The sequence below is a fragment of the Hyphomicrobium sp. DMF-1 genome (assembly GCF_027886585.1).
Classification (GTDB): Bacteria; Pseudomonadota; Alphaproteobacteria; order Rhizobiales; family Hyphomicrobiaceae; genus Hyphomicrobium_C; species Hyphomicrobium_C zavarzinii.
Window position 1 is genome coordinate 1,526,044 of sequence record NZ_CP115706.1, and the last position, 24,613, is coordinate 1,550,656.

The 24,613-nt window shown below is 64.3% G+C and carries 30 protein-coding genes and 1 tRNA gene; 22 read left to right on the plus strand and 9 right to left on the minus strand.

Going from position 1 to position 24,613, the window contains the following annotated elements:
• Nucleotides 1–76 precede the first annotated feature (76 nt).
• The 5 genes from rbfA to PE058_RS06865 all read left to right on the plus strand — a co-directional run bounded on the left by rbfA (nt 77) and on the right by PE058_RS06865 (nt 5,158).
• A complete protein-coding gene (gene rbfA / locus PE058_RS06845; protein WP_020087640.1) occupies nt 77–475 on the plus strand; it encodes a 30S ribosome-binding factor RbfA in 399 nt (132 codons plus the stop codon).
• A 121-nt stretch (nt 476–596) separates the two neighbouring features.
• Nucleotides 597–1,514, plus strand: coding sequence for a tRNA pseudouridine(55) synthase TruB (truB, locus tag PE058_RS06850; protein ID WP_271030197.1), 918 nt, complete (start codon nt 597–599; stop codon nt 1,512–1,514).
• A 286-nt stretch (nt 1,515–1,800) separates the two neighbouring features.
• Nucleotides 1,801–2,070 (plus strand): 30S ribosomal protein S15, encoded by a 270-nt coding sequence (gene rpsO, locus PE058_RS06855; RefSeq protein ID WP_020087642.1) that lies wholly within the window; start codon nt 1,801–1,803, stop codon nt 2,068–2,070.
• Between the two features lie 227 nt (nt 2,071–2,297).
• Entirely contained in the window at nt 2,298–4,493 is a 2,196-nt protein-coding gene (gene pnp / locus PE058_RS06860; protein ID WP_020087644.1) for a polyribonucleotide nucleotidyltransferase, read from the plus strand.
• Nucleotides 4,494–4,600: 107 nt separating this feature from the next.
• Entirely contained in the window at nt 4,601–5,158 is a 558-nt protein-coding gene (locus PE058_RS06865) for a hypothetical protein (protein WP_271030198.1), read from the plus strand.
• Here the strand turns inward: PE058_RS06865 and PE058_RS06870 are convergent.
• Genes PE058_RS06870 through PE058_RS06880 form a run of 3 tightly spaced genes read right to left on the minus strand, consistent with a single transcriptional unit; the run spans nt 5,155 to nt 6,853 of the window.
• Entirely contained in the window at nt 5,155–5,892 is a 738-nt protein-coding gene (locus PE058_RS06870; protein WP_020087646.1) for a sirohydrochlorin chelatase, read from the minus strand. The genes PE058_RS06865 and PE058_RS06870 overlap by 4 nt on opposite strands.
• Nucleotides 5,889–6,482 carry a DUF4202 domain-containing protein gene (locus PE058_RS06875; protein WP_020087647.1) on the minus strand — a complete coding sequence of 198 codons (594 nt, stop codon included), beginning with the start codon at nt 6,480–6,482 and terminating at the stop codon, nt 5,889–5,891. Before PE058_RS06875 ends, PE058_RS06870 begins: the two co-directional genes overlap by 4 nt.
• Nucleotides 6,483–6,493: 11 nt before the next feature.
• On the minus strand, nt 6,494–6,853 hold the full coding sequence (locus PE058_RS06880; protein ID WP_020087648.1) for a DMT family protein: 360 nt from the start codon (nt 6,851–6,853) through the stop codon (nt 6,494–6,496).
• A gap of 168 nt (nt 6,854–7,021) precedes the next feature.
• Between PE058_RS06880 and PE058_RS06885 the strand changes: the two genes are divergently transcribed.
• The 6 genes from PE058_RS06885 to PE058_RS06910 all read left to right on the plus strand — a co-directional run bounded on the left by PE058_RS06885 (nt 7,022) and on the right by PE058_RS06910 (nt 10,965).
• Nucleotides 7,022–7,570 (plus strand): sigma-70 family RNA polymerase sigma factor, encoded by a 549-nt coding sequence (locus PE058_RS06885; protein ID WP_271030199.1) that lies wholly within the window; start codon nt 7,022–7,024, stop codon nt 7,568–7,570.
• Nucleotides 7,567–8,283 (plus strand): anti-sigma factor, encoded by a 717-nt coding sequence (locus PE058_RS06890; RefSeq protein ID WP_020087650.1) that lies wholly within the window; start codon nt 7,567–7,569, stop codon nt 8,281–8,283. Before PE058_RS06885 ends, PE058_RS06890 begins: the two co-directional genes overlap by 4 nt.
• A gap of 207 nt (nt 8,284–8,490) precedes the next feature.
• Nucleotides 8,491–8,757: a BufA2 family periplasmic bufferin-type metallophore gene (bufA2, locus tag PE058_RS06895; RefSeq protein WP_026868281.1), complete on the plus strand. Its 267-nt coding sequence runs from the start codon at nt 8,491–8,493 to the stop codon at nt 8,755–8,757.
• Between the two features lie 82 nt (nt 8,758–8,839).
• Complete coding sequence (gene bufB, locus PE058_RS06900; protein WP_271030200.1) at nt 8,840–9,724, plus strand: MNIO family bufferin maturase; 885 nt, start codon at nt 8,840–8,842, stop codon at nt 9,722–9,724.
• Between the two features lie 10 nt (nt 9,725–9,734).
• Nucleotides 9,735–10,520, plus strand: coding sequence for an HvfC/BufC N-terminal domain-containing protein (locus PE058_RS06905; protein ID WP_271030201.1), 786 nt, complete (start codon nt 9,735–9,737; stop codon nt 10,518–10,520).
• Between the two features lie 61 nt (nt 10,521–10,581).
• The gene (locus PE058_RS06910; RefSeq protein ID WP_020087654.1) at nt 10,582–10,965 is read left to right on the plus strand and encodes a DoxX family protein; all 384 of its coding nucleotides are present in this window, start codon (nt 10,582–10,584) and stop codon (nt 10,963–10,965) included.
• 54 nt (nt 10,966–11,019) lie between these two features.
• On the opposite strand, the gene PE058_RS06915 is transcribed toward PE058_RS06910, so the two are convergent.
• A complete protein-coding gene (locus PE058_RS06915) occupies nt 11,020–11,757 on the minus strand; it encodes a superoxide dismutase (RefSeq protein ID WP_020087655.1) in 738 nt (245 codons plus the stop codon).
• 117 nt (nt 11,758–11,874) lie between these two features.
• On the opposite strand from PE058_RS06915, the gene PE058_RS06920 reads away from it, so the two are divergent.
• A complete protein-coding gene (locus PE058_RS06920) occupies nt 11,875–12,609 on the plus strand; it encodes a TlyA family RNA methyltransferase (RefSeq protein WP_020087656.1) in 735 nt (244 codons plus the stop codon).
• Nucleotides 12,602–13,840 carry a class I SAM-dependent RNA methyltransferase gene (locus PE058_RS06925; RefSeq protein WP_271030202.1) on the plus strand — a complete coding sequence of 413 codons (1,239 nt, stop codon included), beginning with the start codon at nt 12,602–12,604 and terminating at the stop codon, nt 13,838–13,840. Before PE058_RS06920 ends, PE058_RS06925 begins: the two co-directional genes overlap by 8 nt.
• 71 nt (nt 13,841–13,911) lie before the next feature.
• Here the strand turns inward: PE058_RS06925 and PE058_RS06930 are convergent, their stop codons facing one another.
• On the minus strand, nt 13,912–14,079 hold the full coding sequence (locus PE058_RS06930; protein ID WP_020087658.1) for a hypothetical protein: 168 nt from the start codon (nt 14,077–14,079) through the stop codon (nt 13,912–13,914).
• A 223-nt stretch (nt 14,080–14,302) separates the two neighbouring features.
• Between PE058_RS06930 and PE058_RS06935 the strand changes: the two genes are divergently transcribed.
• Nucleotides 14,303–15,568, plus strand: coding sequence for a DUF3419 family protein (locus PE058_RS06935; RefSeq protein WP_051113883.1), 1,266 nt, complete (start codon nt 14,303–14,305; stop codon nt 15,566–15,568).
• 3 nt (nt 15,569–15,571) lie between these two features.
• On the plus strand, nt 15,572–16,222 hold the full coding sequence (locus PE058_RS06940) for a class I SAM-dependent methyltransferase (protein ID WP_271030203.1): 651 nt from the start codon (nt 15,572–15,574) through the stop codon (nt 16,220–16,222).
• Nucleotides 16,223–16,230: 8 nt separating this feature from the next.
• Here PE058_RS06940 and PE058_RS06945 read toward each other — a convergent pair whose 3' ends face one another.
• Together PE058_RS06945 and PE058_RS06950 are read right to left on the minus strand one after the other, a co-directional pair.
• Nucleotides 16,231–17,256, minus strand: coding sequence for a DedA family protein (locus PE058_RS06945; protein WP_020087661.1), 1,026 nt, complete (start codon nt 17,254–17,256; stop codon nt 16,231–16,233).
• A gap of 101 nt (nt 17,257–17,357) precedes the next feature.
• Nucleotides 17,358–17,810, minus strand: coding sequence for a hypothetical protein (locus tag PE058_RS06950; RefSeq protein ID WP_156827556.1), 453 nt, complete (start codon nt 17,808–17,810; stop codon nt 17,358–17,360).
• Nucleotides 17,811–17,955: 145 nt separating this feature from the next.
• Here PE058_RS06950 and PE058_RS06955 point away from each other — a divergent pair, with 145 nt between their 5' ends.
• The 3 genes from PE058_RS06955 to PE058_RS06965 all read left to right on the plus strand — a co-directional run bounded on the left by PE058_RS06955 (nt 17,956) and on the right by PE058_RS06965 (nt 20,115).
• Nucleotides 17,956–18,924, plus strand: a complete 969-nt coding sequence (locus PE058_RS06955; RefSeq protein WP_271030204.1) for a quinone oxidoreductase family protein — start codon at nt 17,956–17,958, stop codon at nt 18,922–18,924.
• Nucleotides 18,925–18,950: 26 nt separating this feature from the next.
• Entirely contained in the window at nt 18,951–19,583 is a 633-nt protein-coding gene (locus PE058_RS06960; protein ID WP_271030205.1) for a glutathione S-transferase N-terminal domain-containing protein, read from the plus strand.
• Nucleotides 19,584–19,845: 262 nt separating this feature from the next.
• On the plus strand, nt 19,846–20,115 hold the full coding sequence (locus tag PE058_RS06965) for an SEL1-like repeat protein (RefSeq protein WP_020087665.1): 270 nt from the start codon (nt 19,846–19,848) through the stop codon (nt 20,113–20,115).
• Between the two features lie 60 nt (nt 20,116–20,175).
• Here PE058_RS06965 and rpoH read toward each other — a convergent pair whose 3' ends face one another.
• Nucleotides 20,176–21,063 (minus strand): RNA polymerase sigma factor RpoH, encoded by an 888-nt coding sequence (gene rpoH / locus PE058_RS06970; RefSeq protein WP_020087666.1) that lies wholly within the window; start codon nt 21,061–21,063, stop codon nt 20,176–20,178.
• Nucleotides 21,064–21,311: 248 nt separating this feature from the next.
• Complete coding sequence (locus PE058_RS06975; protein WP_271030206.1) at nt 21,312–22,436, minus strand: RluA family pseudouridine synthase; 1,125 nt, start codon at nt 22,434–22,436, stop codon at nt 21,312–21,314.
• Nucleotides 22,437–22,574: 138 nt separating this feature from the next.
• Between PE058_RS06975 and PE058_RS06980 the strand changes: the two genes are divergently transcribed.
• The 4 genes from PE058_RS06980 to PE058_RS06995 all read left to right on the plus strand — a co-directional run bounded on the left by PE058_RS06980 (nt 22,575) and on the right by PE058_RS06995 (nt 24,613).
• Nucleotides 22,575–22,976, plus strand: a complete 402-nt coding sequence (locus PE058_RS06980; protein ID WP_271030207.1) for a DUF6476 family protein — start codon at nt 22,575–22,577, stop codon at nt 22,974–22,976.
• Nucleotides 22,977–23,090: 114 nt separating this feature from the next.
• A tRNA-Glu gene (locus PE058_RS06985) sits at nt 23,091–23,166 on the plus strand.
• A 142-nt stretch (nt 23,167–23,308) separates the two neighbouring features.
• The gene (locus tag PE058_RS06990) at nt 23,309–23,557 is read left to right on the plus strand and encodes a hypothetical protein (protein ID WP_271030208.1); all 249 of its coding nucleotides are present in this window, start codon (nt 23,309–23,311) and stop codon (nt 23,555–23,557) included.
• Between the two features lie 153 nt (nt 23,558–23,710).
• The gene (locus PE058_RS06995; protein WP_271030209.1) at nt 23,711–24,613 is read left to right on the plus strand and encodes a hypothetical protein; all 903 of its coding nucleotides are present in this window, start codon (nt 23,711–23,713) and stop codon (nt 24,611–24,613) included.

Below are 24,613 nucleotides of genomic sequence, written 5' to 3' on the forward strand. Positions count from 1 at the left end.
TGTTTCGCAGCCGAAGTTGCGTCGCTATAGAGGCCATTAGCCTCGTGCCGGTTCGATCCCGGTGGATTGAGAAGATATGTCCAGACGAAAATCCCATAGTGCGAAGGGACCTTCGCAGCGCCAGCTTCGCGTTGGCGAACTGATCCGTCACAAGCTGGCCGAGATGCTGGCCCGCGGCGAGATCTATGACGACGTGCTCGCTTCCCACGTGACGACCATCACCGAGGTCCGCATGTCGCCCGACCTGCGGCTGGCAACGGCCTACGTGATGCCGCTCGGCGGCAAGGACACCCAGACCGTGATCGATGCGCTCGGGCGCAACGCGAAGTTCATTCGCGGCGAGATCGCGCATGCGGTGGATCTGAGGGTGGCGCCCGAGGTTCGTTTTCGCGAGGACGAGACCTTCGACGAGGTCACGCGCATCGATCAGCTCCTGCACAGCGAGAAGGTGCGGCGAGACGTGGAGAAGGACTAGCCCCGCCTCTCGACACGCGACTGGCGCGTGAGGCGGCACGACCGCCGGGATGACGCGGGCGGAGAGATACCGATTGCTTCGCTGATCCGGGCGAGCGGTGCGGGACGCAGGTAAGCACACAATGGCACGACGTAAAAAAGGCAACGCCGTTCACGGTTGGCTGGTGCTCGACAAGCCGTTCGAGATGACCTCCACGCGCGCAGTCGGCATTCTCAAGCGTTTGTTCAACGCGCAGAAGGTCGGGCACGCGGGCACGCTCGATCCGCTGGCGACGGGTATCCTGCCGATTGCGTTCGGAGAGGCGACGAAGACGGTGTCGTTCGCTGTCGACGGCGAGAAGGTCTATCGCTTCGCCGTGCGCTGGGGTGCGGAGACGGCGACCGACGACGCTGAGGGCGAGGTGGTGGCGACGGGCGAGGGGCGTCCGACGCCAGCCCAGATCGAAGCGTTGCTGCCGAGCTTCACGGGCGAGATCATGCAGGTTCCTCCTCAGTTCTCGGCCATCAAGGTCGACGGCGAGCGTGCGTATGCCTTGGCGCGCGACGGCGAGGAGGTGACGCTCGAAGCGCGCCCTGTGGTCATCGACGAGCTTCGTCTGCTCGAGACCCCGAACGAGGACGTCGCGATCTTCGAAGCACGCTGCGGCAAGGGCACCTACGTGCGTGCGATTGCGCGCGACATGGGGCGGGCGCTCGGCTGCCGGGGGCACGTGATCGAGCTTCGCCGGATGCGCGTGGGGCCGTTCGCGGAGGAGGAGTCATTCTCGCTCGAGGAGATCGAGGAGGCGGCGGAGGCGGGCGAGGATCTCTCGTCGTTCCTGCGCCCCGTCGAGATGGCGCTGGGCGAGATCCTGGAGATCAACGTCAGCCCGTCGGATGCTGCCGATCTGGCGCAGGGGCGCAGCATTCTGATCCGCGGGCGCGATGCGCCGGTGCTGGGCGGTGTGGCGTATGCGATCTCCAAGGGCCAGATCGTGGCGCTGGGCGAGATCGAGAAGGGGGCCTTGCATCCCACCCGGGTGTTCAATTTCGGCGGCTGACGGGATTTGAAGCTTGCGCCTATGCAACTTCGGTTTTTAGTCCTGCAACCTCTTGACCTTGTTTGTGAAACTTTTCACTCGCGCTGTTCGGACGAATGTGTATAACGGCGCATCCCGTTCGCGCCTCAGGCGTGAGCGGCGTTTTGCTTTGGACCGATGACCGCACGTCAGGCGATGGAGCCTGATCCGATCATGGTCCTTGTTTGCGACCTGGCTGGACGACATCCCGGCCATGGCCGTTCATCGCCGCCCGAAGGGGCGGCCTCCCACCTGAAAGGAGACCCCGATGTCGCTGACGACCGAAGCTAAGTCCAAGCTCATCAAGGCCAATGCCACCAAGGCGAACGACACCGGCTCGCCCGAGGTTCAGGTTGCGATCCTGACCGAGCGCATCAACGGCCTCACCGAGCACTTCAAGGCGCACAAGAAGGACAACCACTCGCGCCGCGGTCTGCTCAAGATGGTGAGCCAGCGCCGCCAGCTTCTGGACTATGTGAAGCGCAAGGATGAGGCGCGCTACCAGAAGATCATCGAGAAGCTCGGTATCCGTCGCTAATAGCGGCGGAAATCGGGTTGGTGATGGCCGAGGTGCTGCTCCGCTCGGGTCCCATGGGGGACGCGAAGGGCAAGCTCGGCCTCCGCCATCGCTGGCAAATCGGCCTCCACTTTTTCGAAAGCACTTTTGGCGCCGCCGACCTTTTCGGTTCGCGGCGCTGCTTGCATTCGTGCTATGGAAGCCGCGCATCAAAAGACATGAAACAGAGATAGAACGAAAGAACGCACATGTTCGATATTCATCGCGTGGAAATTGAATGGGGCGGCCGCACGCTCAAACTGGAGACCGGGCATATGGCCCGCCAGGCCGATGCCGCCGTCTATGCGCAGTACGGAGAGACCAGCGTTCTGGCCACCGTCGTCGGCGCAAAGAGCCCGAAGCCCGGCATCGATTTCTTTCCGCTGACCGTGAACTACCAGGAACGTACGTATGCCGCGGGCAAGATCCCGGGCGGCTATTTCAAGCGCGAGGGACGTCCGACCGAGAAGGAGACGCTGACGTCGCGCCTCATCGACCGCCCCATCCGTCCGCTGTTCGTGGACGGCTTCAAGAACGAGGTGCAGGTCGTCGTCACCGTTCTTTCGCACGACCTCGAGAATGATCCGGACGTCGTTGGCATGGTTGCGGCTTCCGCGGCGCTCACGCTCTCGGGTCTGCCGTTCCTCGGACCGATCGGCGCCGCCCGCGTCGGCGTCATCGGCGGCGAATTCGTGCTCAACCCGATGATCGACGAGATGGCGGAAAGCACGCTCGACCTCGTCGTCGCAGGCACGCAGGATGCCGTGATGATGGTCGAGAGCGAGGCTCAGGAGCTTCCCGAAAGCCAGATGATCGGCGCCGTCGTGTTCGGCCACAAGCACATGCAGCCGGTGATCGACGCTATCATCAAGCTTGCCGAGAAGGCCGCCAAGGAGCCCTGGGACATCAAGCTTCCCGACGCGGAGAAGTACAAGGCGAAGGTCAAGGAGCTCGCGGGCGATCTTCTCAAGACCGCGTTCTCGACCAAGGAGAAAGGCAAGCGCCAGGATCTCGTGGCCGAGGCCAAGAAGAAGGTGCTCGAAGGCATTCAGCTGCCGGACGATCCGAACGAGAAGGTGCTGCTCGGCGACACCTTCAAGGCGCTCGAAATGGAGATCATGCGCGGCGACGTGCTGAAGACGAAGCGTCGCATCGACGGACGCGATCTCGAGACCGTGCGTCCCATCCTTTCCGAGGTTCACGTGCTGCCCCGCACGCACGGCTCGGCGCTGTTCACGCGCGGCGAGACGCAGGCGCTCGTGGTGGCGACGCTCGGCACCGGCGAGGACGAGCAGTACATCGACAGCCTGGAAGGCACCAAGAAAGAGCGCTTCCTGCTGCACTACAACTTCCCGCCCTACTCGGTGGGCGAGACGGGCCGCATGGGCTCTCCGGGACGCCGCGAGATCGGCCATGGCAAGCTCGCCTGGCGCGCCATCCATCCGCTGCTGCCGAAGCAGGACGAGTTCCCGTACACGCTGCGCGTCGTTTCGGAGATCACCGAGAGCAACGGCTCCTCCTCGATGGCGACGGTGTGCGGCACCTCGCTCGCGCTGATGGATGCGGGTGTTCCGCTGCGTTCGCCGGTTGCCGGCATCGCGATGGGCCTCATCAAGGAAGGCGATGATTTTGCCGTGCTTTCGGATATTCTCGGCGACGAGGATCATCTCGGCGACATGGACTTCAAGGTGGCCGGCACTGCAAACGGTGTCACGGCGCTGCAGATGGACATCAAGATCACCGGCATCACCGAGGAGATCATGAAGGTTGCCGTGGAGCAGGCCCATCGTGGCCGTCTGCACATCCTCGGCGAGATGTCCAAGGCGCTGACGGGGGCCCGCGAGGAGCTCGGCGAGTACGCGCCGCGCATCGAGACGATCAAGATTCCGACCGATAAGATCCGCGAAGTGATCGGCTCGGGCGGCTCGGTGATCCGCGAGATCGTTGCGGAGTCGGGTGCCAAGATCGACATCGAGGACGACGGCACGGTGAAGATCGCGTCGGCGAGCCGCGAGAGCATCGAGAAGGCGCTCGCCCGCATCCGCGGCATCACGTCGGAGCCCGAGGTCGGCCAGATCTACAAGGGCAAGGTCGTGAAGATCATGGAGTTCGGCGCGTTCGTGAATTTCTTTGGCGCGAAGGACGGCCTGGTGCACATCTCGCAGCTCACGCAGGGCCGCCCGCAGACCGTGGGTGAGGTCGTGAAGGAGGGCCAGGAAGTCTATGTGAAGCTCCTGGGCTTCGACGACCGCGGCAAGGTGCGCCTCTCGATGAAGATCGTCGACCAGGCCACCGGTCAGGAGATTCCGCGTGCCGAGGGCGAGCCCGAGGAGACGTTCTCGGCCGAGCGTCCGCCCCGCCGCGACCGCGAGGGCGGCCGTGGCGAGCGCCGCCGCCGGGAGTAGCCGTTACAAGGCGCTAACGGATTAACGACAAGAGGCCGCTGAGCATCAACGCAGCGGCCTTTTTCGTTAGATTGCGGACAGGTTCGCTTTTCCGGAGGTCTTCTGCTTTGCACCTCACCATCCTCTCCCCTCTCGCCGCGTTGCTGACCGTCTTCGTCCTCATGGCGTCTGCGCGCGCCGACGATGCGACGGAGCTGGTTTTTCATAGCCGGCATGTCCAGAGCGCCTTGAACGCGGATTTTCGGATTGCGCTCGGAGACCGCTATTCGCCGTCGTTCATCAAGGGGCGGTTCCAGCCCTATACGGTCACGTTTTCGGACGAGTGCGAGATGGAATGCTACGTCATCAGCCGCAAAGGTGTGTCGTTCAACATCTACGGCAGCGAGGAGAGCGGCAAGATCACGGCGCTTTCGTCGTGGAGTGAGCGCGCGGCCGACAGTCTCGGCATTCGTGTCGGTACACCGCTGCGGGACGCGCTCAAGACGGATCGGGCGCGGTGCGAATATGCGGAGAGCCTGATGTGCCGGTCGGCCGTTCCAGGGCTCAGTTATTTTGTGGACAGCGAGGAGACCTGCGAGTGGGGCGTCCGCTGGGACAGCGGGGAGATCTCGGTGCGAGTGCCGGCTTGCGCCCGTGTCGGCGGGTTTCACATCTCGGCGTATTAGGCTGCCGGTCCGTTCGCCGACAATGCCGCGGCGATGAGGGGGGCGATGGCCGGCGAATTGCCGATGGGGCCGGTGTAGATCGCGTTGGCGCCGGTTTCCTCGATGGCTTCGGGAACGTCGTCTCCGGCGTGCATGCCATCGCCGAAGAAGAATCCCGCGACGATGGTCGGTGCAGGACTTGCTCGCAGCGCATCCTCCAGAAAGGGCTCTTCCTCGAGAAACGCCGTCGTCACAGTGGCGAAGCGCCGTGAGAGCGCGGCGCGGGCGGCGGCCTTGCGGGTTGCGCTCGCGGAGGCGGGGCCGAGCTTCGAGCCGTGACCGGCGATCAGGAGACGGGAATTGAGGGGTTCGAATCCCCTACGGTGCGCGATGGCGACGGCCTCCTGCACCAGGATGTCGGGTAGGACCGGGTCGAGGCCGAGGGGGGGGAGTATTCTCGGCTCTGTCGCAAGGCCAGCGGCGAGAACGCGTTCGCGAACTTTATGCACGAAGTAGCCGTCCGCCATGAAGAGCGGATAGACGGCGATGGTTTCAGCTCCCGATGCGGCTGCCTCCGCGAGCGCCTGCTCCAGCGTGGGTTCGCCTTTCAGCACGCCCGCGAAGAGAGGTGTGCCCGGCATGAGGGCGCGCACGGCGTTGGCCTGGGCGTTCAACGCAGCGTTGGGAGAGGCGCCGCCCCGGTCCCCGTGGCTTGCGAAAACGACCGCGAGCGCGTGAGCCGGCGAGGAGGTCATGATGCGGCGGCCTCGGCGATCGCCGTTTCGAGAGCGGCGCGAACCGCAGGGGGAAGATCGAGCCCGGCTGCGGCCGCTTTGCCGTGCTCCGACATCTTGCCGAGCGTCTTCACCAGGATGCCGATGACTTTCCCGGGCTCATGCTTCGCCGCGAAGTCCTCGGCATAGTGGGCGAGAAACACCAGCGAGGCGACGTCCTCGACAGCCTGGGCCTCGGGGTCGCGACGGAAGTTGTCCTTGCGGATGAGAGCGCCGACGCGTGCAATCTCGTCGTCGCTGTAGCCGAGGTCTGCCAGGATGGCACCCGCCCATTCGGCATGCTTGCGGCCGAGGTCCTTGCGCCAGCGGAGGTAGCCGGGCCGGTCCATGGGATAAGTGTTGCGGGGTACTTCCCACCGGCGGATGTGCTGAGCGCGAGCGGCGAGACGAAGCGCCTCCGAGGCATCGGGATAGACACGCGCGAGCATGGCCGACATGCGCTGCCCGTAGATCAGCTCGGCGGGATAGTCCGCACCGTCCACTGTAATGCGGTTCGGATCCTGGCTGTTGGCGGCGTCGATTTCGGCGGCCGCGGCGTTCATGCGTTCCATGGGTGTCAGCCTCATAGCGGCCCCCGGAAAATGAAATAGGCTCCCGCCACGATGAGTGCAAAGCCCACCAGGTGATTGAGCGTCAGCGGCTCGTGCAGATAGAGCACCGAGAAGCCCGCGAAGACCGTGAGCGTGATCACCTCCTGGATCGTCTTCAGCTCGGCGGCCGTATAGGTGCCGTGGCCGATGCGATTGGCAGGGACGGCGAGGCAGTATTCGAAAAAGGCGATGCCCCAGCTCACCACGATTGCGATCCAGATGGGCGCGCTCTTGAACTTGAGGTGACCGTACCAGGCGAACGTCATGAAGATGTTCGAGGCAAGGAGCAGAAGAATGGGAGCGAGATTGGTCGGCAGTCCGAAACTCGGCAAGGGGATCTCCGTGGCTATCCAGATGCAAAGGGTTCTGTTCAGCCTTTGATTAAGCCAAGCCGCAGCTCGTGTCTCGACATGAGGCCGCAATCCGTTATTACTGTCGCAGTTTTTCGCGCCTGCGCCCATCGTGCGACATGGGCGAACTCCGTAACCGGAACGGCTGGAATGAAGTCCACGTGCCGACAGCTCGACGAGCTTCTTGCCGGAGTGGCGCGCGGCGATGAAGCCGCGTTCGCGGAGCTTTACCAAGCCACCTCCGCGAAACTCTTCTCCGTTGCCCTGCGTATCCTGAGAAGCAAGGAGGCGGCGGAGGACGTGGTCCAGGATAGCTATTTCAGGATTTGGGAGCGCGCTCAGGACTTTAAGTCCGAGATTGCGGCGCCGATTACCTGGATGGCCGCGATCGTGCGTAACCGGGCTCTGGACGAGGTGCGGCGGCGCGGCGTGCGACCGGCGGCCGACGTGTCGGAGCTGGACGATCTTCCGAGCGACGACGAGCATCCCGTCGAGGTTCTCGGGCGGCGGGAGGATGTGGACCGGCTGCTGAAATGCCTCGAAGGGCTCGAGCCCGACAAGCGGCAGATGGTCCGGCTCGCCTATCTGGATGGCTTGAGCCGTGACGCGCTCGCCAAGCGGTTCGATCGTCCCGAGGGCACGATCAAGACCTGGCTGCATCGCAGTCTGGCTCAGTTGAAGGGGTGCCTCGAGCGATGAACGAGCTCGACGACATCGATGCCCTGGCTGCCGAGTTCGTGCTCGGAACGCTGTCGCGCGCGGAACGCGCCGAGGCGGAGGCCAAGCTCGAAAGCGACCCGGCGTTCGCCAAGGCGGTCGCCGTATGGGAGCGCCGTCTCGGGCCGTTGGCCGAGGTCGTGGCGCCGGTGCAGCCGCCGCCTGGGCTTTACAGCAAGATCCGCGCGCAAATCGGGCTTTCGCAGCATGTCGTGTCGCTCAAGGCGCGCGAGCAGGCGCTGGTGCGCCGGGCAAGCCGCTGGCGCACCGCGGCCGGTGCGATGACGGCGCTGGCGGCTTCGCTCGCGGGCGTGGTCGGCTGGCAGGAGTACGAACGGCGCCAGATGCCGACGCAGTATGTGGCGGTTCTGCAGGCAACTGATGCGCTGCCGGCGTTCCTGCTGACTGTCGATACCAAGACGAACATGTTCGTCATTTCCGCGATGCAGAAGCCGGCGGAAGCGGAGAAGTCCTACCAGCTTTGGCTCGTGCACGACGACATGCCGCAACCGAAGTCGCTCGGCGTGTTCGACGACAGCGAGATGGACGTGCGGCCCATGGCGGGCGGCAAGATGCACGACATGATGATGGACGGCACCTATGCGGTGAGCGTGGAGCCCAAGGGTGGCTCGCCCACGGGCAAGCCGACGGGACCCGTGGTGTTCAGCGGCAAGCTGGTCAAGGCGACGCCGTGATCGGAGCCTCGGCTCATTCCACGCGCTGGGGCCAAGTCATACGGCCGCTTTTCGTCATCGGATCAACGTTTTTATTTTGCGGATTTTTTGAAACTTCCTTTCGCGGCACGGCGTAGCTCCCAGCATGCTTCCTCGGTCGGCACCCGGGACGGGAAGCCCTTCGATGATCACTCCGGGATGGCGTTCATCATAAGAAAGGATACGCTCATGAAACTCACGGTGACCTCTGGCTCCGCTCTCGCTGCCGCCGCTGCAACGCTTCTGCTGGCCGGTGCCGTCTCGGCGCCGACTTATGCTGCCGACGAAGCCAAGGGACATTGCATGGGCGCAAATGCCTGTAAGGGCACAGGCGCGTGCAAGACCGCGACCAACGCCTGCAAGGGGCAGAATGCCTGCAAGGGCCAGGGCTTCACGGAGAGCACGAAGGCCGATTGCGAGAAGGTCGAAGGCGCGAAATTCGAGCCGGCGAAGTAAGCCGCTCCCGAGCGTCATGATGTCCGGCGGCAGGAAGACTACCGCCGGACATTGCGAAATTTGAACTCCGGAGGCGCGCGTCATGACGGCAGAGAAATGCCCGCCGGCCAATGCCGAGGGCTCCTCACAGAAGCCGCCCTACCTCGGTTTCGGCCTTGGTCTCCGGCCTCAGCACTACCAGGACATTCTGGAGGGAAATCCGAATGTCGACTGGTTCGAGGTCATTTCCGAGAACTACATGGTGCCGGGCGGGCAGCCGCTCAAAATGCTGGATCGCATCCGCGCGCGCTATCCGATCGTCATGCATGGTGTGTCTCTCTCGATCGCGTCGACGGCGCCTTTGAACGAGGGCTATCTGCGGGATCTGAAAGCGCTTGCGAAGCGGAGCGAGCCCGTCTTCATTTCGGATCATCTGTGCTGGACGGGCGTGCATGGCGTGAACCTGCACGATTTGCTTCCCGTTCCCTATACCCGCGAGGCGCTCGACCACGTGGCGGCGCGCGTGCATCACGTGCAGGAATATCTGGGTCAGGCGATCGCGCTCGAGAACGTATCGAGCTACGTGCAGTTCTCGCATTCGGAAATGAGCGAGTGGGAGTTTATCGCGGAGCTGACGCGGCGCACCGGATGCTGGCTGGTGTTCGACGTCAACAATGTGTTCGTCTCCGCGTTCAATCACGACTTCGATGCGCATTCTTTCATCGCGGGCGTGCCGAAGGAGCGCATCGTGCAGTTCCATCTCGCGGGGCACGAGCACAACATGAGCCACATCATCGATACGCACGACGCCATCGTGTGCGACGAGGTGTGGGACCTCTATCGTACGGCGCTGCGCCATTTCGGTCCGGTGTCCGCGATCATCGAGCGGGACGATCACATCCCGCCGCTGGACGAGCTGGTGGCGGAGCTCGATGTGGCGCGGTCGGTCGCGGCCGAGATGCTGAAACCGGCCGCGGCTGACGCATAAGGGCGTTCTCATGACCGCGAAGCCGCCGTCTCTTGCGGAGCTGCAGGCCCGTTTTCAGGCGGCGATCGTCGATGGCTCGGATGACGTACTCGCGCTCATCCCCGCCAACTCGCGCACGAGCAACGCGGTGCTGCTCGGCGTCTACCGGAACGCTTACGTGGGGCGTCTCGTGGAGGTGGTGCGGAACGCCTATCCCATGCTCGCACGCCACATGGGAGACGAGGCGTTCACCCTCATGGCGCAGCGCTATGTGGCGCTCTACCCGTCTCGGCATGCGAATGCGCGCTGGTATGCGAGCGAGGTGCCAGAGCTGTTGTCGCGCGATCCGTTTGTGGCAGAGCCCGAGCTTCGCGAGATCGCGCTGCTCGAACGGCAGCTCGACCTCGCGTTCGATGCGCCGGATGCGCCGGTGCTCGATCTTGCGGGGCTTGCGCAGCATCCGCCGGAGACGTGGGGCGGGCTCGCCTTCGTTCCGCATCCGTCGGCTGCCGTGCTGGACTTCGAGACCAACGCCTTCGAGATCTGGCGCGCTCTCAAGGATGAGGAGGCTGCCCCCGCGGCCGTCCTAGAGGGGCCTCATGCTTTTCTCGTCTGGCGCCGGAACACTGTTCCCTCGGTGCGGAGGCTGGGGGCAGAAGAGCATATGCTGTGGAGCGAGGCCGCGCGCGGCAAGGCGTTCGCGGGACTCGCGGAAATGGCAGCCGTCTATGACGATCCGGACACGGCGGCGCTGCGGGTCGCCCAATATCTCAACGGATGGCTTTCGGCCGGGCTCATCAGCGAGGCCGTGACCTGATCTGGCGAAGCAGCTAGGTTCAGCGTGCAGTCGGGCCCACCCTTACAACATAGGTTGAACCATGACATCCACGCACGACCTCGCCAGTCTCGCCGCGCGCCTTCTCATCGCGCCCGTGTTCATCTGGGCAGGCATTGGAAAGATCACCGACTATGCCGGCTCGGCCGGATACATGGAAGCCTACGGGCTTCCCGGCATTCTGCTGCCTCTTGCCATCGCCGCGGAGCTCGGTGGCGGGCTTGCCATCCTGTTCGGAGTTTTGTCGCGCTGGGCCGGTCTCATCCTCGCCGTCTTCTGCATCGTCACTGCGCTGGTGTTTCACTCCGCCTGGTCGGGAGATGGCGGCAGCATGCAGATGATCAGCTTCTTCAAGAATCTCGGCCTTGCGGGCGGCTTGTTGCTGTTGTTCGCCAACGGCCCGGGGCGGTATGCCTTGCGCGATTGACGTAAGAAAGCCGATAGCGATGGGGAACATCGCTATCGGCTCTATGCGTCGAGATCAGATCGCGAGCTTGCCGGCCTGTGCGGCGGCGTAGCGGTCGGCGACGGCCTTCCAGTTCACGACGTTCCACCAGGCCTTGAGGTAGTCTGCGCGCTTGTTCTGGTATTTCAGATAGTAGGCGTGCTCCCAGACGTCGTTGCCGATGAGGACGCGGCCGCCGTCCATGAGCGGCGTGTCCTGGTTCGGCTTCGAGACGAGGGCGAGCTTGCCGGTCTTGTCGACGGTGACGAACACCCAGCCCGAGCCGAACACCTTGGTACCCGCGGTGTTGAAGTCGGCCTGGAGCTTTTCGAGGCCGCCGAGGTCGCGGTCGATGGCCTCCTTCAGAGCGCCGTCCGGGCCGGGGCCGCCGGGTGCGCCCATAATCTGCCAGAACATGGAATGGTTCGCGTGGCCGCCGCCGTTGTTGCGGATCGCGGTGCGGACTGCATCCGGGACCTCCGGGAGCTTGGCGAGCAGCTCCTCCAGCGGAAGCTTGGCCAGCTCGCCGTGATCCTTGAGCGCGTTGTTGAGGTTGTTGACGTAGGCGGCATGATGCTTGCCGTGGTGGATGCCCATGGTGGTGGCGTCGATATGGGGCTCCAGTGCGGCCGGATCATAGGGCAGCGCCGGCAAGGTAAACGGGCCCGACGGCGTCTCCGCGAAGGCGCGGCGGATTCCGCCAACGGATACAGCGGAGAGGAGGCCCGCGGCACCTGCTGCGACAAGGAAGTTCCGACGATTGGGTTTCATCATCAATAGTCTCCGTCTACTTCTGGCTGCCTCGTGAGAAAAGTTCATTACGCTATATAGCCTCCCTCTGTGGCAGAACCAGCGGGCAGGACAGAAAGTTCAGGACGGAATCGGCAATTCATGGGGCTGAGGCTCGACAAGGTGCTTCTTGCGCGGGGACTAGTTCCCACCCGGTCGCGCGCACGTGATCTGATCGTTCGCGGAGCGGTCAGCGTAGGCGGGGCCGTGCAGACCAAGCCTGGTGCGCTGGTGCCGGAGGATGTGCCGATCCAGCTTCTGGAGGCGGCCGACTATGTCTCGCGCGGCAGCCTCAAGCTCGAAGCCGCGCTCGATGCCTTCGGGTTCGATCCGGCGGGCCGGGCCGCACTCGACATCGGGGCCTCGACCGGCGGCTTTACGGAGGTGCTGCTGCGGCGCGGGGCAGCGCATGTGTTCGCGGTCGACGTGGGGCATGGGCAACTCCATCCCCGCCTCGCCGAGGATGTGCGGGTGACGTCGCTCGAGGGGATGGATGCACGTGCGCTCTCCTCGCGGGAGATCACGCGAAAGGTGGGGGCCATCGTCGCGGACGTGAGCTTCATCTCGCTCGAGAAGGCATTGCCGGCCGGTCTTGCCTTTGCCGATGCGGGGGCCTGGCTCGTTGCTCTGGTGAAGCCGCAATTCGAGGCCGGGCCGCAGGCGATCGGGAAAGGCGGCATCGTGCGGGATGCCGAGGTGAGAGACGCGCAGGCGGAGAAGATCGCGGCGTGGGTCGGCTCTCTTGCAGGATGGCGCGTGGACGGCGTGATCGTGTCGCCCATCGAAGGCGGCTCGGGAAATCAGGAGTTTCTTTTGGGAGCGCATCTCGATGGGTGAGGGCTCGGTTCGGGAAAGCGGCGCGTTCGTCATCGAGCGGCTCGGCGCCAAAGGCGACGGCGTCGCCACGCTCGATGGCGAGACGGTGTACGTGCCGTTCGCGCTTGCGGGCGAGCAGTGGCGCGGGAGCGATGACGGCTACCGTCGCATAACGGACAGCGCAGAGCGGGCCGAGCCTGTTTGCCGCCATTTCATGCAATGCGGCGGGTGCCTTGCACAGCATATGTCTCCCGGTCTTTACCGGGATTGGAAGCGCGGTCTCGTTGTGGAGGCGTTCCGCCATCGCGGCATAGACGCCGACGTGAAAGAGACGGTGGTGGTGGACGCGCGCTCCCGGCGGCGCGCGTTTCTGGGTGTCGAGCGGCGCGGCGCGGATGTCATCCTCGGCTTTCGTGAGGAGGGGCAGCATACCCTCGTCGATCTCGTGGAATGTCCGGTGCTCGATCCCTTGATCGTCTCGGCCGTTCCCGGCCTGCGCGTCATCGCGCAGCGGGTGATGCCGGATCGCGCGGGCGGGCGGCTGGTGGTGACGCGCCTCGACCGTGGGCTCGACGTTTCGTTCGACAACGGCCGCAAGGATCTCTCGCCTCACGAGCGGGCGGAGCTCGGCGCGCTTGCGCAGAAGATGGGGCTCGCGCGGCTGATGGTCGGAGGCGAACTGATCGTGGCGGGGGGACGTCCGGTCGTCACCATTGCCGGCGTGGAGGTGGAGATTGCGCCGGGGCTCTTCCTGCAGGCCGTGCCGCAGGCGGAGCGGCTCATGGCCGAGCTGTGCGTTGCGGCGCTGCCGAAGTCTGCGAAGACCGTCGCGGATCTGTTCTGCGGGGTGGGGACGCTCACGCTTCCGCTGGCGCGGCGCGCGTCGATCACGGCTTACGACAGCGACCGGCGGGCGATCACCGCGCTCACGGGCGCGGTTCGTCATACGCAGGGGCTGAAGCCCGTCACGGCGCAGGTACGGGATCTCTATCGCGATCCGTTGTCGGCGCGGGAGCTCGCGGGTTTCGACGCGGTGGTGCTCGATCCGCCGCGGGCGGGTGCGGCCGAGCAGGCGGAGCGGCTCGCCAAGTCGAAGGTGCCGACCGTGATCGCCGTCTCCTGCAACCCGGCGACCCTGGCCCGTGATGCGCGAACCCTGCTGGACGGGGGCTATCGCATGGGGCCCGTGACGCCGATCGACCAGTTCCTCTACTCGGCGCACGTGGAGGCTATCACCGTATTCCGGCGTTGAGCCTCACTAACAGCAAAAGCCCCGGACGCGGGCCGCGTCCGAGGCGCTGACTGCTCATGCACGCAGGATGATTAGGCGGAAGCCTTGGCCTTGGCGGCGCGGGTCTTGCCCGAGAGCTTCTTCAGGCGCTTGCGGGCGGCTGCGGTGTTGCCCTGGATGCGCGTCACCTTGGAGCGGGGAATGGCGCGGCGGGCCTTCTTCTTCTGAATCTCGACCTTGCGGTGATGACGGGCGGTCATGGGCGAAAAATCCTGTGAATGCCGGGCGCTTCGCCCGAATGTCCGATCTATGACGCCTCGTCTAAGGGATCTTGCGGCCAGAGGCAAGCCGAACGGCGCCGGGGCCTGGGGCGGGATGCCACGTGTCGCACGGGGTCCACAGACCTGCCGCCCTCCTGTCACAGGGCTGCAACATGAAGTCGTTAGTCGGGCCCAATGAATAAGCATATTCGGGGGATTTTCCATGAGCGGAGTGGCTGAGGCGCACGTACAAGGTGAAGACGCCCTGCGCGGCAGCCGGAAGAACCATCGGCTGGCGGAGGCGGTGCACCGGTATGGCGTGGCAAGCCGGAAGGGCCTCGAGGAGCGCTTCTTCACCTGGGCGTTCTCCGGCCTGGTCTATCCGCAGATCTGGGAAGATCCCGTCGTCGACCTCAAGGCCATGGCGCTGAAGCCCGGCGAGAACGTGGCCGCCATCGCCTCGGGCGGCTGCAACGTGCTCTCCTACGTGACGGCGGCGGATGTGCGGGTGACGGCGCTCGATCTCAACCCGGCGCATGTGGCGCTGAACAAGCTCAAGACGGCTGCCGTCGCGCGTGCGCCGGACTACGAGACCTTCGCACGCTTTTTCGTGTCGGCGGCAGATGCGAAGACGGCTGAGATCTACGACAGCCTGCTCGCCCCTCATCTCGACGCGGCCACGCGTGCCTACTGGGAAGGGCGGGATGCCCTCGGCCGCCGCCGCATCAGCTATTTCGGCCGCAGGTTCTACCGCCAAGGGCTGCTCGGCAGCTTCATCACGGCGGGGCATCTCATGGCACGCATCCATGGCCGCAACCCGGCCAGGATGCTGGAGGCGAAGGACCGGGCGGATCAGGAGCGGATTTTCCAGGAGGAGCTGGCGCCGTTGTTCGAGATGCGCCACATGCGCTGGCTCATGGACAAGCCCGCCTCCCTGTTCGGGCTCGGCATTCCGCCCTCGCAGTTCGATGCGCTCAAGGGTGATGCGCCGCAGATGGCGGACGTGCTCAAGGAGCGCTTGGCGCGCCTCGCCTACGGGTTCGATCTCAAGGATAACTATTTCGCCTGGCAGGCGTTCGGCCGCGGATACGCTGCGGGTGGCGCGGGGCCGCTTCCACCCTATCTCGAGCGCGCGAACTGGGAGACGTTGAAGTCCCGCGTCGGCAACGTCACCGTGGTTCATGCGTCGTTTGCCGAGCATCTGCGCAGCTTCTCCGCGCCCACCTACGACGCCTACGTGCTGCTCGACGCTCAGGACTGGATGACGGACGAGCAGCTCACGGCGCTGTGGAGCGAGATCGTGCGGACGGGCAAGCCGGGATGCCGCGTGATCTTCCGGACGGCGGGCGAGGAAACGATCCTACCCGGACGCGTTCCGAATGCGATCCTCGGGCGCTTCCGCTACGATGCCGCCCAATCCCGAGCACTGGGCGTCTTCGATCGCTCGTCGATCTACGGCGGATTCCACCTCTACACGTTCGAGGGCTAGCCCATGGCGGATGCCGCCGCCGAAATGGACGCGATCTATCGCCTGCAGCGGCACATCTACGACGCGTCCCGTAAGTACTATCTCCTCGGCCGAGACGGACTGCTGGATACGCTCGACGTTCCCTTGGGCGGAAGCGTTCTGGAAGTGGGCTGCGGCACGGGGCGCAACCTCATTCTGGCGGCCAGGCGCTATCCTTCCGCGCGCTTCTTCGGCTTCGACGTATCGGGTGCCATGCTGGAGACGGCGGCGGCCTCTGTTGCCAAAGCGGGTCTCAGCCGGCGCATCACGCTCGGGCAGGCGGATGCCTCGCGTTTCGAGCCCAGGGACCTGTTCGGCGTGGATGGCTTCGACCGGGTGTTCATCTCGTATGCGCTGTCGATGATCCCGCCGTGGCGAGAGACGATCGACCGCGCGCTCCATGCCGTCGCTCCCGGGGGATCGCTGCATATCGTCGATTTCGGCGAGCAAGGGCGGCTGCCAGGTGCTTTTCGCACTGGGCTCAGAGCGTGGCTCCGGAAGTTTTCGGTGGAGCCCAGGGCGGAGCTCGAGGCGGAGCTTCGGCGGGTTGCTTCGGAGACAGGCGCGTCCCTGTCGTTCGAGCGGCCGTTCCGCGACTATGCGTGCTCCGCCATTCTGCGGAAACCCTCGGCCTAGAACCCGTCTCAGGCGCGTGCGGTGAAGTATCCGATGACGAGGGCGGGCGCGAGAAGGGCTGCCGACCACGCGAGGGCGGAGACGGCGCTCACGGCGACGAACGGCAGCACCGGACGCTCCAGCGCGCCGATCTCGAGGGGCACGAGGCCGCGGTTGAAGCCCTGGAACTTGCTGAGGATCAGGCTCAGGTAGCCGTGTCTTTCGGCGAAGGCGCGCGCTTCGACGTGCTGCTTCTGGGTTGCGGAGAACGGCCACGTGGCGATGCGGTCCTCCTTGTGGAGGATGCCTTTGTAATAGGCGTAGAAGTCTCCGACGAAGGCGCCCGCTGCCGCCGAGAGGCACATCAGCGGGAAGTTGCCGTTTCCGATCACCATGAGCGTGCCGAGGCCGAACACGAGGATCAGCGTGGGTACGAACAGGATGGGGCGGGGGATACTGTGGGCCACCGCCAGCAGGAACAGCGCGGTTGCGACCGCATACTCGTGAGCGGCGAGGAAGCCCAGCACCTCGGTCTTGAAGGTGACGAGAAAGAAGGCGGGGGCGATCACGCCGGCCGCCCAGATGAACGCGCTCAGAATGTTGGCGATCTGGAACGGCAGCTCGCGCATCCGGAACATGCCGGCGACGACCGGCAGCACGGCGCGCACGGGGCCGAAGAAGTGGCCGAGGAACACGCCGAAAGCGCCGTATTTGTCGAAGAACTCCTCGGCCTGCGTTATGAGGTGGGGCCGGGTGCTGAACGGCCAGATCTTGTGCACGCTATCTTTGAAGTAGCGGCCGATCCAGAAGGAGACGGCGTAGCCGAGCGTGCCGCCTAGACCTGCCGCGATGATGGCGGGGGTGAGCACCGAGACCTCTATGCCGCTGGCAGCGAGCAGGGCCGCGATGCCTGCGAGAATGGCCGTGCCGGGTATCAGAAGGGAGAGGAAACAGAAGCTTTCGCCGAATGCGACGAGGAACGCGATCGGTGCCGCCCAGTTCTCGTGCTCTCTGACGAAAGTCACGATCGTGTCGACAACTGCCTCAAGTGCCATTGGCAAACGTCTTTCATGTCATGAGGGCCGGGCGAGGGGCTCGCGGCATGGAGGGCGGTTCGTGGCTCCCTATGTGGGGAGGAAATCCAGTTTGGCCAGGGTCAGGCCTTCTTGCAACGCCGATTGAGCTCGGCCTGCAGCTCGCGGCCCACCTCGCCTGCCAGCATGGCGCTGCGGGAAACCTGGGCGGGTGTCAGGCGCGTGCCCATGCTCGCCAGGCTTGTGCGCGCGGTGTCGGCCTCCAGCTTCCCGCGCTTCAGCTCGTCGCAGGAAAGCTCCTTCTTCTTGGTCTTGTAGGCGAACAGGCGCACGCCGGACGCGTAGGCCTCGGGCGTGGGGCTCTCGTGGACCCAGCTCCGGGACTTGTCGTCGACCATATGGCGCAGGGTGGCTTGCCGGCGGCTGATGCATTCGGGTGAGTCGTCCACGCAGCCGAGGCCCGCACGTGTCTCGATCTCCGGTCCCGCGCCGATTGCGCAGGCTCCCAGGGCCAATGCTCCCGCGACCACAGCCAAGTGCGCCGCAATTCGTGTGGCGGCGTGGCACATGCTCATTTCCGGCCTCTTGTGATCACTTGAGGGAGCCAATAGAAGGCAGCCGTGGCAGGGTCAAGGCAGTCTCCTGGCGCCCGAAGGGCCATATCCGGCGAGGCGAACCCGAGCGACATCAATTCTCAATCCGTTTCATGGAGTTGCTCAAATGGTGCATGGGGTGCGCGTGCATGCCGTCGGCGGTGCGGATCGTCTGACTTGGGAGCAAATCGAGGTTGGCGTGCCCGGCCCGGGACAGGTGCGAATCAAACAGCGCGCCGCCGGATTGAACTATATTGACGTATATCATCGCTCCGGTCTCTACCCGCTCGCCACTCTACCGGCCGTGATCGGCATGGAGGGGGCGGGCGATGTGGTGGCGCTGGGGCCCGGCGTGACGTCGCTTTCGGTTGGGGATCGCGTTGCCTACGCGGGCGTGCTCGGGGGCTATGCCGAAGAGCGCCTGATCGACGCCGACCGGCTTGTGAAGCTCCCCGACGGGATCGCTTACCAGACGGCTGCGGCCATGATGCTGCAGGGCATGACGGTGCGCTATCTACTTAGGGAGACTTACAACGTCGGCCCCGGAACGGTGCTGCTGTTTCATGCTGCGGCGGGCGGCGTTGGGCTGATCGCCTGCCAATGGGCCCGTGCACTCGGCGCGACGCTGATCGGGACCGTCAGCACCGACGAGAAGGCGGAGCTGGCGCGTGCGCACGGCGCTGCCCATGTCATCAACACGTCGCGCGAGGATTTCGTGGCGCGCGTGCGCGAGATCACCGGCGGCGAAGGCTGCCACGTCGTTTACGACGGCATCGGCAAGGATACGTATCCGCGTTCGCTCGATTGTCTGCGCAGGAAAGGGCTTTGGGTAAGCTTCGGCAATGCCTCAGGCCCGGTGCCGCCGTTCGAGCTCACGGCGCTCAAGGGTTCGCTGTTCGCGACCCGGCCTTCGCTCATGGCCTATACGGCGACGCACGCGGAACTCGACGCAAACGCACAGGATCTGTTCCGGATGGTGCTGTCGGGCGCGATCAAGATCCAGGTCAACCAGACGTTCGCACTTAGGGATGCCGCCGACGCTCATCGCACGCTCGAAGCGCGCAACACGACAGGCTCCACTGTGCTCACAATCTAGCTACGGCTCTATCTGGGGGGATTCCAATGGCGCAAAAGCCGATCGACTTCTATTTCTGGCCCACACCGAACGGGCACAAGATCCGCATCATGCTGGAAGAGTGCGGGCTGCCCTATCGCATCAAGCCGGTGGACATCAACAAGGGCGATCAGTTCAAGCCCCGCTTCCTCGCGATCTCTCCCAACAACAAGATGCCGGCCATCGTCGATCCGGACGGCCCGGGCAAAGAGCCGATTTCGATCTTCGAGAGCGGGGCCATTCTCCAGTATCTCGGACGCAAGACCGGGAAGCTCTATCCGAAGGACGAGCGTGGCCGTGTGCTGGTGGACCAATGGCTGTTCTGGCAGGTGGGCGGTCTTGGTCCGATGGCGGGGCAGGCGCACCACTTCCGCCATTACGCGCCGAAGAAGGTCGCCTACGGCATCGAGCGCTACACCAAGGAAGTGACGCGGCTCTACGGCGTGCTCGACAAGAGGCTCAAGGGCCGCAGCTACATTGCCGACGACTATTCGATCGCCGACATCGCGTCCTATCCCTGGATGGTTCACTGGCAGCGGCAGGGCCAGAACATCGACGATTTTCCGCGCGTAAAGGCTTGGCTTGCGCGGCTTGCCGAGCGCGAGGCCGTGCAGCGCGGGCTTTCGAGCGCTCTTGCGTGACGTCTCCGTCAATCTTCCGGCATGGTTAGCCGGAGGTTACGGAATTCGTTAAACTTGAATTTCCCGGTGACCGGAAGTCACCCGATTGGCTCGAAACGAGTCGCCGGGAAAGGCGTTCTTTTCGAAACGCCTGTTCCCTCGTTTACCGCTTTTCATCGCAGTCGGACCTATCGTTATCGTCAAGAGGCCCACGTTCGCGGCTTTTGCGGCGGATCGGCAGGGGCTCGGAGTTCGACCGATAAGTGCTCAGAGGTAAACAGGAATGGCACGTTTTGATTTTTCGGCCGAGGACGTCGTAGACGGCTCGGCGCAGGTGGACGGGGCGGATGCCCTTTTCCAGCTGGGGCTTATGTATTGCGCGGGACGGGACGTGGAAATCGATCTGATCCAGGCGCACAAGTGGTTCAACATCGCGGCGCTACGCGGCAACCAGGCCGCCAAGAGCTATCGCCAGGAAATCTCGCGCGAGATGACCAAAAAGCAAATCGCGGCCGCCCAGAAGAGCGCCCGCGAGTGGCTTCAGCTTCACTAAGGTCGCTCCGCTTTCAGGCGGAACGACCTTTGCTGCTCATTTGATTCTTGCCGACGTGCTTCAGCTCACGTCGCCGGTTTCGAGACGCGATGCGTTCTGCACCGCCTTCTGCACCTTCTCGAAGGCGCGCACCTCGATCTGGCGAATACGCTCGCGCGAGACGCCGAACTCGCTGGAAAGCTCCTCGAGCGTGACCGGATCTTCCGCAAGGCGACGTGCTTCGAAGATGCGCCGCTCGCGGTCGTTCAGCGTCGAGAGGGCATCGCTGAGATAGGACTTGCGCCGTCCCATCTCCTCCGTTTCGACGAGCTGCTCCTCCTGGTCAGGGGTGTCGTCCACCAGCCAGTCCTGCCACTCGCCGGATTCGGAATCCGCGCGCACCGGAGCGTTCAGCGACGCATCGCCGCCGAGGCGCCGGTTCATCGAGACGACGTCTTCTTCCGACACGCCGAATTTCTTCGCGATCGACTTCACGTGCTCGGGCTTGAGATCGCCTTCCTCGAGCGCCTGGAGCTGGCTCTTGGCGCGGCGCAGATTGAAGAACAGCTTCTTCTGGGCCGCGGTGGTGCCCATCTTCACGAGGCTCCACGAGCGCAGGATGTACTCCTGGATCGAGGCGCGGATCCACCACATGGCATAGGTCGCCAAGCGGAAGCCGCGATCCGGCTCGAAGCGTTTGACCGCTTGCATCAGGCCGACGTTGCCCTCGGAGATGACCTCGCCGATCGGCAGGCCATAGCCGCGGTAGCCCATCGCGATGCGGGCGACGAGGCGAAGATGCGAAGTGATCAACTCCTGCGCCGCATCCGGATCACCGTGCTCGCGCCAACGCTTGGCCAGCATGTATTCCTGATCGGGCTCGAGCATCGGAAAACGGCGGATCTCCTCGAGATACCGAGAGAGGCCACCGGAGCCGCCAGCAATCGTCGGAAGAGTTTTTGTTGCCATTTGTCTCAAACGCTCTGGCCGGGTTGACCAGCCAGTTTACGCTCCCCATCTCAGGAACTGGAGACGCTGCCGTCTCCAGATCCGCTTTCCCTTCCGTTGGCGGAAGGGAGTTGTCTCGCGTTCTGCCGGGCGATCGACCGGCTTGTCCGCTTTGTCTTCTACGTCGTGTCTCAACGTTTAGATCGCTTAGGAGTTCGACACTCCGAACCTTAACGCAACCTTATCCCCGAATCCGTCTGCCGGGCTAATTACCGATTGGAAACGTTGCGCTTCGCCTTGCGTTTCGGCGCTTTTGGCGGTTCGGACAGTGTTGGTTTCAGGGCCGCATAAAGGGCTTCCATGTCGCTTGGTCGCGAACTTGTGAAGTGAAGCGGGCGGTGCGTGACCGGATGTTCGAAGCCCAGCTCCTCGGCGTGAAGCGCTTGGCGGCCTAGGTTTTCCAGTGCTTCTCCGGCCTTTTCCGGCAAGCGCCGCGTGCTCGATTTGAAGCCCGCGCCATAGACTGCATCGCCCATTACGGGATGGCCGATATGGGCGAGATGCACGCGGATTTGGTGAGTACGCCCGGTTTCGAGTGCGACCTTGAGCCGAGACGCCAAGGGCTTGCCGTCAGGTCCTGTAAAGGACTCCACCACCTCGTAATGCGTGACGGCGTGTCGGCCATGCTCTCCACGCAGAACGGCCATGCGTGTGCGGTTTGTCTGGCTGCGGCCGAGATTGGCATCGATGGTTCCGCTTTGGCGGAGGGGAGCGCCCCACACGAACGCTTCGTATGTGCGCACGAGCCGTCCATCGGCTCCGTGAGAGGCGAATTGCTCGGCGAGACCTTGATGCGCGACGTCGCTTTTGGCGACGACCAGGAGGCCGGATGTGTCCTTGTCGAGACGGTGGACGATGCCGGGCCGCCTTACGCCTCCGATCCCGGAGAGTTCGTCTCCGCAGTGGGCGATGAGGGCGTTGACGAGCGTGCCGCTCGCATGACCGGCAGCCGGGTGGACGACGAGGCCTGCGGGCTTGTCGATGACGAGCAGGTGCTTGTCCTCGTAGACCACGGCGAGCGGGAGCGCTTCGGGCGCCGGGCCTGCCGGTTCCGGTGGCGGGATCGTGATCTCGTAGCTCTGGCCGGGCCTCACTTTGGCGCCTGGATCTGTGGCGGTTCCTTGCGGACCTTGGACCTGCCCCTTGCGGATGAGAGCCTGTATGCGGGCGCGGCTCAGCCCTGCCAGCCTGTCAGCGAGAAAGCGGTCCAGCCGTGCGCCAGCAACGTCCTCGGAAACGGTGAGCGTGTGGGAGCCGCTGGGCGGGGCTACCGCCGCGCCTTCGGCTTCGTCGATCTCGCCTTCGTCGTCCAACTCGTCGTCTTGGTCGATCATCGGCTGAGGTCCTTGCGCTTTCGCGGCGTGCTTTTCTGTCGCCTTGGGACAGGGGAAGCTGTTAGACGTTCCGCTTGAATCCAGACGATGGGGGAGGCTCTGCGGGATGGCAGCGCGATACGGAAGGACATCGGCGGCATGACCCAGCCTGCGAGCGATCCGGCCGCCGGTGAGGCCGACGAAACGGCCGTGCGCAAGCGTACCGAGCGCCTCCTGGTTTTCATCGTGTCGTTTCTCGGCCTGCTCATCATTGCCGGACTTACGGCCGTCGTCCTTCGGATCATCTATCTCTCCTCGACGCCCTCGGCACCACGGGAGGCTCAGGAAGCCACTCAGGAGACTCCTGCGGCAGCGGCGCTCCCGTCACAGGACCGGCTCGATCTGCCGGCGGGCGCGGTCGTCAAGTCCGTCTCGTTAAGCGGGGATCGCCTTGCCGTCCACTACGAGGCGCCCTCTGGGGCCGGAATCGCGATTTTCGACCTTGCCAGCGGGGCCGTGGTGCGCCGCGTTGAGGTCTCCCCCGGGGCGGGCGGGCGCTAGGGCCGGTGCCGGCGCCCGCGCGGCCGTTTGGCTCATGGGGAATGTGCATTTGGGCGAAGTTCGTCCTTGATCGGCGGCCCGGCCTCTCCTATAGGTGGCGTCCTTCGGAGAGCAGCCCCGTTCGTCTAGTGGCCTAGGACACCAGCCTCTCACGTTGGTAACAGGGGTTCGAGTCCCCTACGGGGCGCCAAGTCGATCGACGCTAACTTCCTGAAATATCGCACAAAATTGTGGGTCGGGAGGGGTATGGCGTAGCCGCGAGGGCTTGATACGTCGACATATGAGTCGACAATTCATCCGTCCATCTTGCCGCAAGGAGCGGAAGGACGGACATGGCGAACAAGCCCAAAGAAGCTCAACCCATCAATCGTAACGGCTACTGGTACTTGGTGCGCCGCGTGCCCGAGGCCCTCGTTCCGCTCGATGGGCGAAGAACGGTGATCTGGAGTACCGGCGTCGCTGTTCATCAGGACCCGAGGGCCGTGTGGGCACGGGTGCTCGTGCGGCAGCCCCTGCAAGCTACTGGGGGACTGGTCAATGGCACGTCGATCGGGCATTCTTCCCTAAAATTATGGGAATAAATCCCGATGGAAGCGCTTAGGTCTGGTTTTCGTGCGGTTGTGTGCATCGCGACGCTTGCCATTGCCGCGTGTGATCAGCCGCGATCTGAGGCCTACAGCCCCGAAGCCGAGATCAAATTCAGACCGGTAACGGCAGTCGTCACGCCCGCGGAGATGGCTACCAAAATCTCCGGCATCGCGACGCTCCTTAGTCCTGACCCTCTCACTCAGCTCAACGCCGAGATCTGCGCGGCAGAGATTGCTCTTGGGTTCAGCAAACGGACTGTGGACCGTTTCAAGGGAACGACCTCCCTCGGCGAGCATCGTCTAGACAATGCCGAGCGGCAGGCCGCAACAGACGCGACGCAGGTCGCGTTGCTCGAACTCAAATTGCGCAACTCTTGGGGCGAGTCAGCGCCATTCCTAGCGGCCGGGAAGCGCCAAAACCTTGTCGATGAGCTTTCTTCCGGCAAGACGACGCTGGTGCGGCTCGATTTCCCGCGCTCCGACGAGCGTGGGCCAAAAAACGTGCGGATTGTTGCCCTCGGTGGGGGCGAGGAGACACCCGTGACAACGGTGTGGCCGGCGCCTTCGGGCAGTCTTGCCATGCCCGGCACCTCGTTCTTCGGCATCATGGCGACCGGCCCCGGCTTAAGACCCGGCGATCGGGCCAAGGTCAATGCCGAGCGAAGTGCAACGACGGCCGGCGTGATCGTGCCGGCCTCGGCCGTGGTGGTTTTTGCTGGCGATTCCTGGTGCTACATCGAGGGCAAGCCGGGCGAGTTCGAGCGCCGCCGTATTACGCTTACGACGCCGGTCGCCGACGGTTACATCACCAACGAGTTTGCTCCAGGAACGAAGGTCGTCGTGGAGGGTGCGTCCGCCCTCCTATCGCGTGAAGCCGACCCCGCTTCGTTCGACGATGATGACGACGACGACCGCGGGGATGATGCCGGGTCGCGCGCCAAGCCTGCGGCTCGCGACAAGATGCCTGCTCAGGAGCAGGACGGGACCAAGGACGACCACGGCTCGCCGCTCGCGAGCTCGGATGCCAATTCCAACTCAGATCCCGACTAG

What these genes read in the sequence shown, in the direction of transcription:
- rbfA (WP_020087640.1), top strand. Translation starts at nt 77, where the DNA reads ATGTCCAGACGAAAATCCCATAGTGCGAAGGGACCTTCGCAGCGCCAG.
- truB (WP_271030197.1), top strand. Translation starts at nt 597, where the DNA reads ATGGCACGACGTAAAAAAGGCAACGCCGTTCACGGTTGGCTGGTGCTC.
- rpsO (WP_020087642.1), top strand. Translation starts at nt 1,801, where the DNA reads ATGTCGCTGACGACCGAAGCTAAGTCCAAGCTCATCAAGGCCAATGCC.
- pnp (WP_020087644.1), top strand. Translation starts at nt 2,298, where the DNA reads ATGTTCGATATTCATCGCGTGGAAATTGAATGGGGCGGCCGCACGCTC.
- PE058_RS06870 (WP_020087646.1), bottom strand. Translation starts at nt 5,892, where the DNA reads ATGACCTCCTCGCCGGCTCACGCGCTCGCGGTCGTTTTCGCAAGCCAC.
- PE058_RS06875 (WP_020087647.1), bottom strand. Translation starts at nt 6,482, where the DNA reads ATGGAACGCATGAACGCCGCGGCCGCCGAAATCGACGCCGCCAACAGC.
- PE058_RS06885 (WP_271030199.1), top strand. Translation starts at nt 7,022, where the DNA reads ATGAAGTCCACGTGCCGACAGCTCGACGAGCTTCTTGCCGGAGTGGCG.
- PE058_RS06890 (WP_020087650.1), top strand. Translation starts at nt 7,567, where the DNA reads ATGAACGAGCTCGACGACATCGATGCCCTGGCTGCCGAGTTCGTGCTC.
- bufA2 (WP_026868281.1), top strand. Translation starts at nt 8,491, where the DNA reads ATGAAACTCACGGTGACCTCTGGCTCCGCTCTCGCTGCCGCCGCTGCA.
- bufB (WP_271030200.1), top strand. Translation starts at nt 8,840, where the DNA reads ATGACGGCAGAGAAATGCCCGCCGGCCAATGCCGAGGGCTCCTCACAG.
- PE058_RS06905 (WP_271030201.1), top strand. Translation starts at nt 9,735, where the DNA reads ATGACCGCGAAGCCGCCGTCTCTTGCGGAGCTGCAGGCCCGTTTTCAG.
- PE058_RS06910 (WP_020087654.1), top strand. Translation starts at nt 10,582, where the DNA reads ATGACATCCACGCACGACCTCGCCAGTCTCGCCGCGCGCCTTCTCATC.
- PE058_RS06915 (WP_020087655.1), bottom strand. Translation starts at nt 11,757, where the DNA reads ATGATGAAACCCAATCGTCGGAACTTCCTTGTCGCAGCAGGTGCCGCG.
- PE058_RS06920 (WP_020087656.1), top strand. Translation starts at nt 11,875, where the DNA reads ATGGGGCTGAGGCTCGACAAGGTGCTTCTTGCGCGGGGACTAGTTCCC.
- PE058_RS06925 (WP_271030202.1), top strand. Translation starts at nt 12,602, where the DNA reads ATGGGTGAGGGCTCGGTTCGGGAAAGCGGCGCGTTCGTCATCGAGCGG.
- PE058_RS06930 (WP_020087658.1), bottom strand. Translation starts at nt 14,079, where the DNA reads ATGACCGCCCGTCATCACCGCAAGGTCGAGATTCAGAAGAAGAAGGCC.
- PE058_RS06935 (WP_051113883.1), top strand. Translation starts at nt 14,303, where the DNA reads ATGAGCGGAGTGGCTGAGGCGCACGTACAAGGTGAAGACGCCCTGCGC.
- PE058_RS06940 (WP_271030203.1), top strand. Translation starts at nt 15,572, where the DNA reads ATGGCGGATGCCGCCGCCGAAATGGACGCGATCTATCGCCTGCAGCGG.
- PE058_RS06945 (WP_020087661.1), bottom strand. Translation starts at nt 17,256, where the DNA reads ATGGCACTTGAGGCAGTTGTCGACACGATCGTGACTTTCGTCAGAGAG.
- PE058_RS06950 (WP_156827556.1), bottom strand. Translation starts at nt 17,810, where the DNA reads ATGAGCATGTGCCACGCCGCCACACGAATTGCGGCGCACTTGGCTGTG.
- PE058_RS06955 (WP_271030204.1), top strand. Translation starts at nt 17,956, where the DNA reads ATGGTGCATGGGGTGCGCGTGCATGCCGTCGGCGGTGCGGATCGTCTG.
- PE058_RS06960 (WP_271030205.1), top strand. Translation starts at nt 18,951, where the DNA reads ATGGCGCAAAAGCCGATCGACTTCTATTTCTGGCCCACACCGAACGGG.
- PE058_RS06965 (WP_020087665.1), top strand. Translation starts at nt 19,846, where the DNA reads ATGGCACGTTTTGATTTTTCGGCCGAGGACGTCGTAGACGGCTCGGCG.
- rpoH (WP_020087666.1), bottom strand. Translation starts at nt 21,063, where the DNA reads ATGGCAACAAAAACTCTTCCGACGATTGCTGGCGGCTCCGGTGGCCTC.
- PE058_RS06975 (WP_271030206.1), bottom strand. Translation starts at nt 22,436, where the DNA reads ATGATCGACCAAGACGACGAGTTGGACGACGAAGGCGAGATCGACGAA.
- PE058_RS06980 (WP_271030207.1), top strand. Translation starts at nt 22,575, where the DNA reads ATGACCCAGCCTGCGAGCGATCCGGCCGCCGGTGAGGCCGACGAAACG.
- PE058_RS06990 (WP_271030208.1), top strand. Translation starts at nt 23,309, where the DNA reads ATGGCGAACAAGCCCAAAGAAGCTCAACCCATCAATCGTAACGGCTAC.
- PE058_RS06995 (WP_271030209.1), top strand. Translation starts at nt 23,711, where the DNA reads ATGGCTACCAAAATCTCCGGCATCGCGACGCTCCTTAGTCCTGACCCT.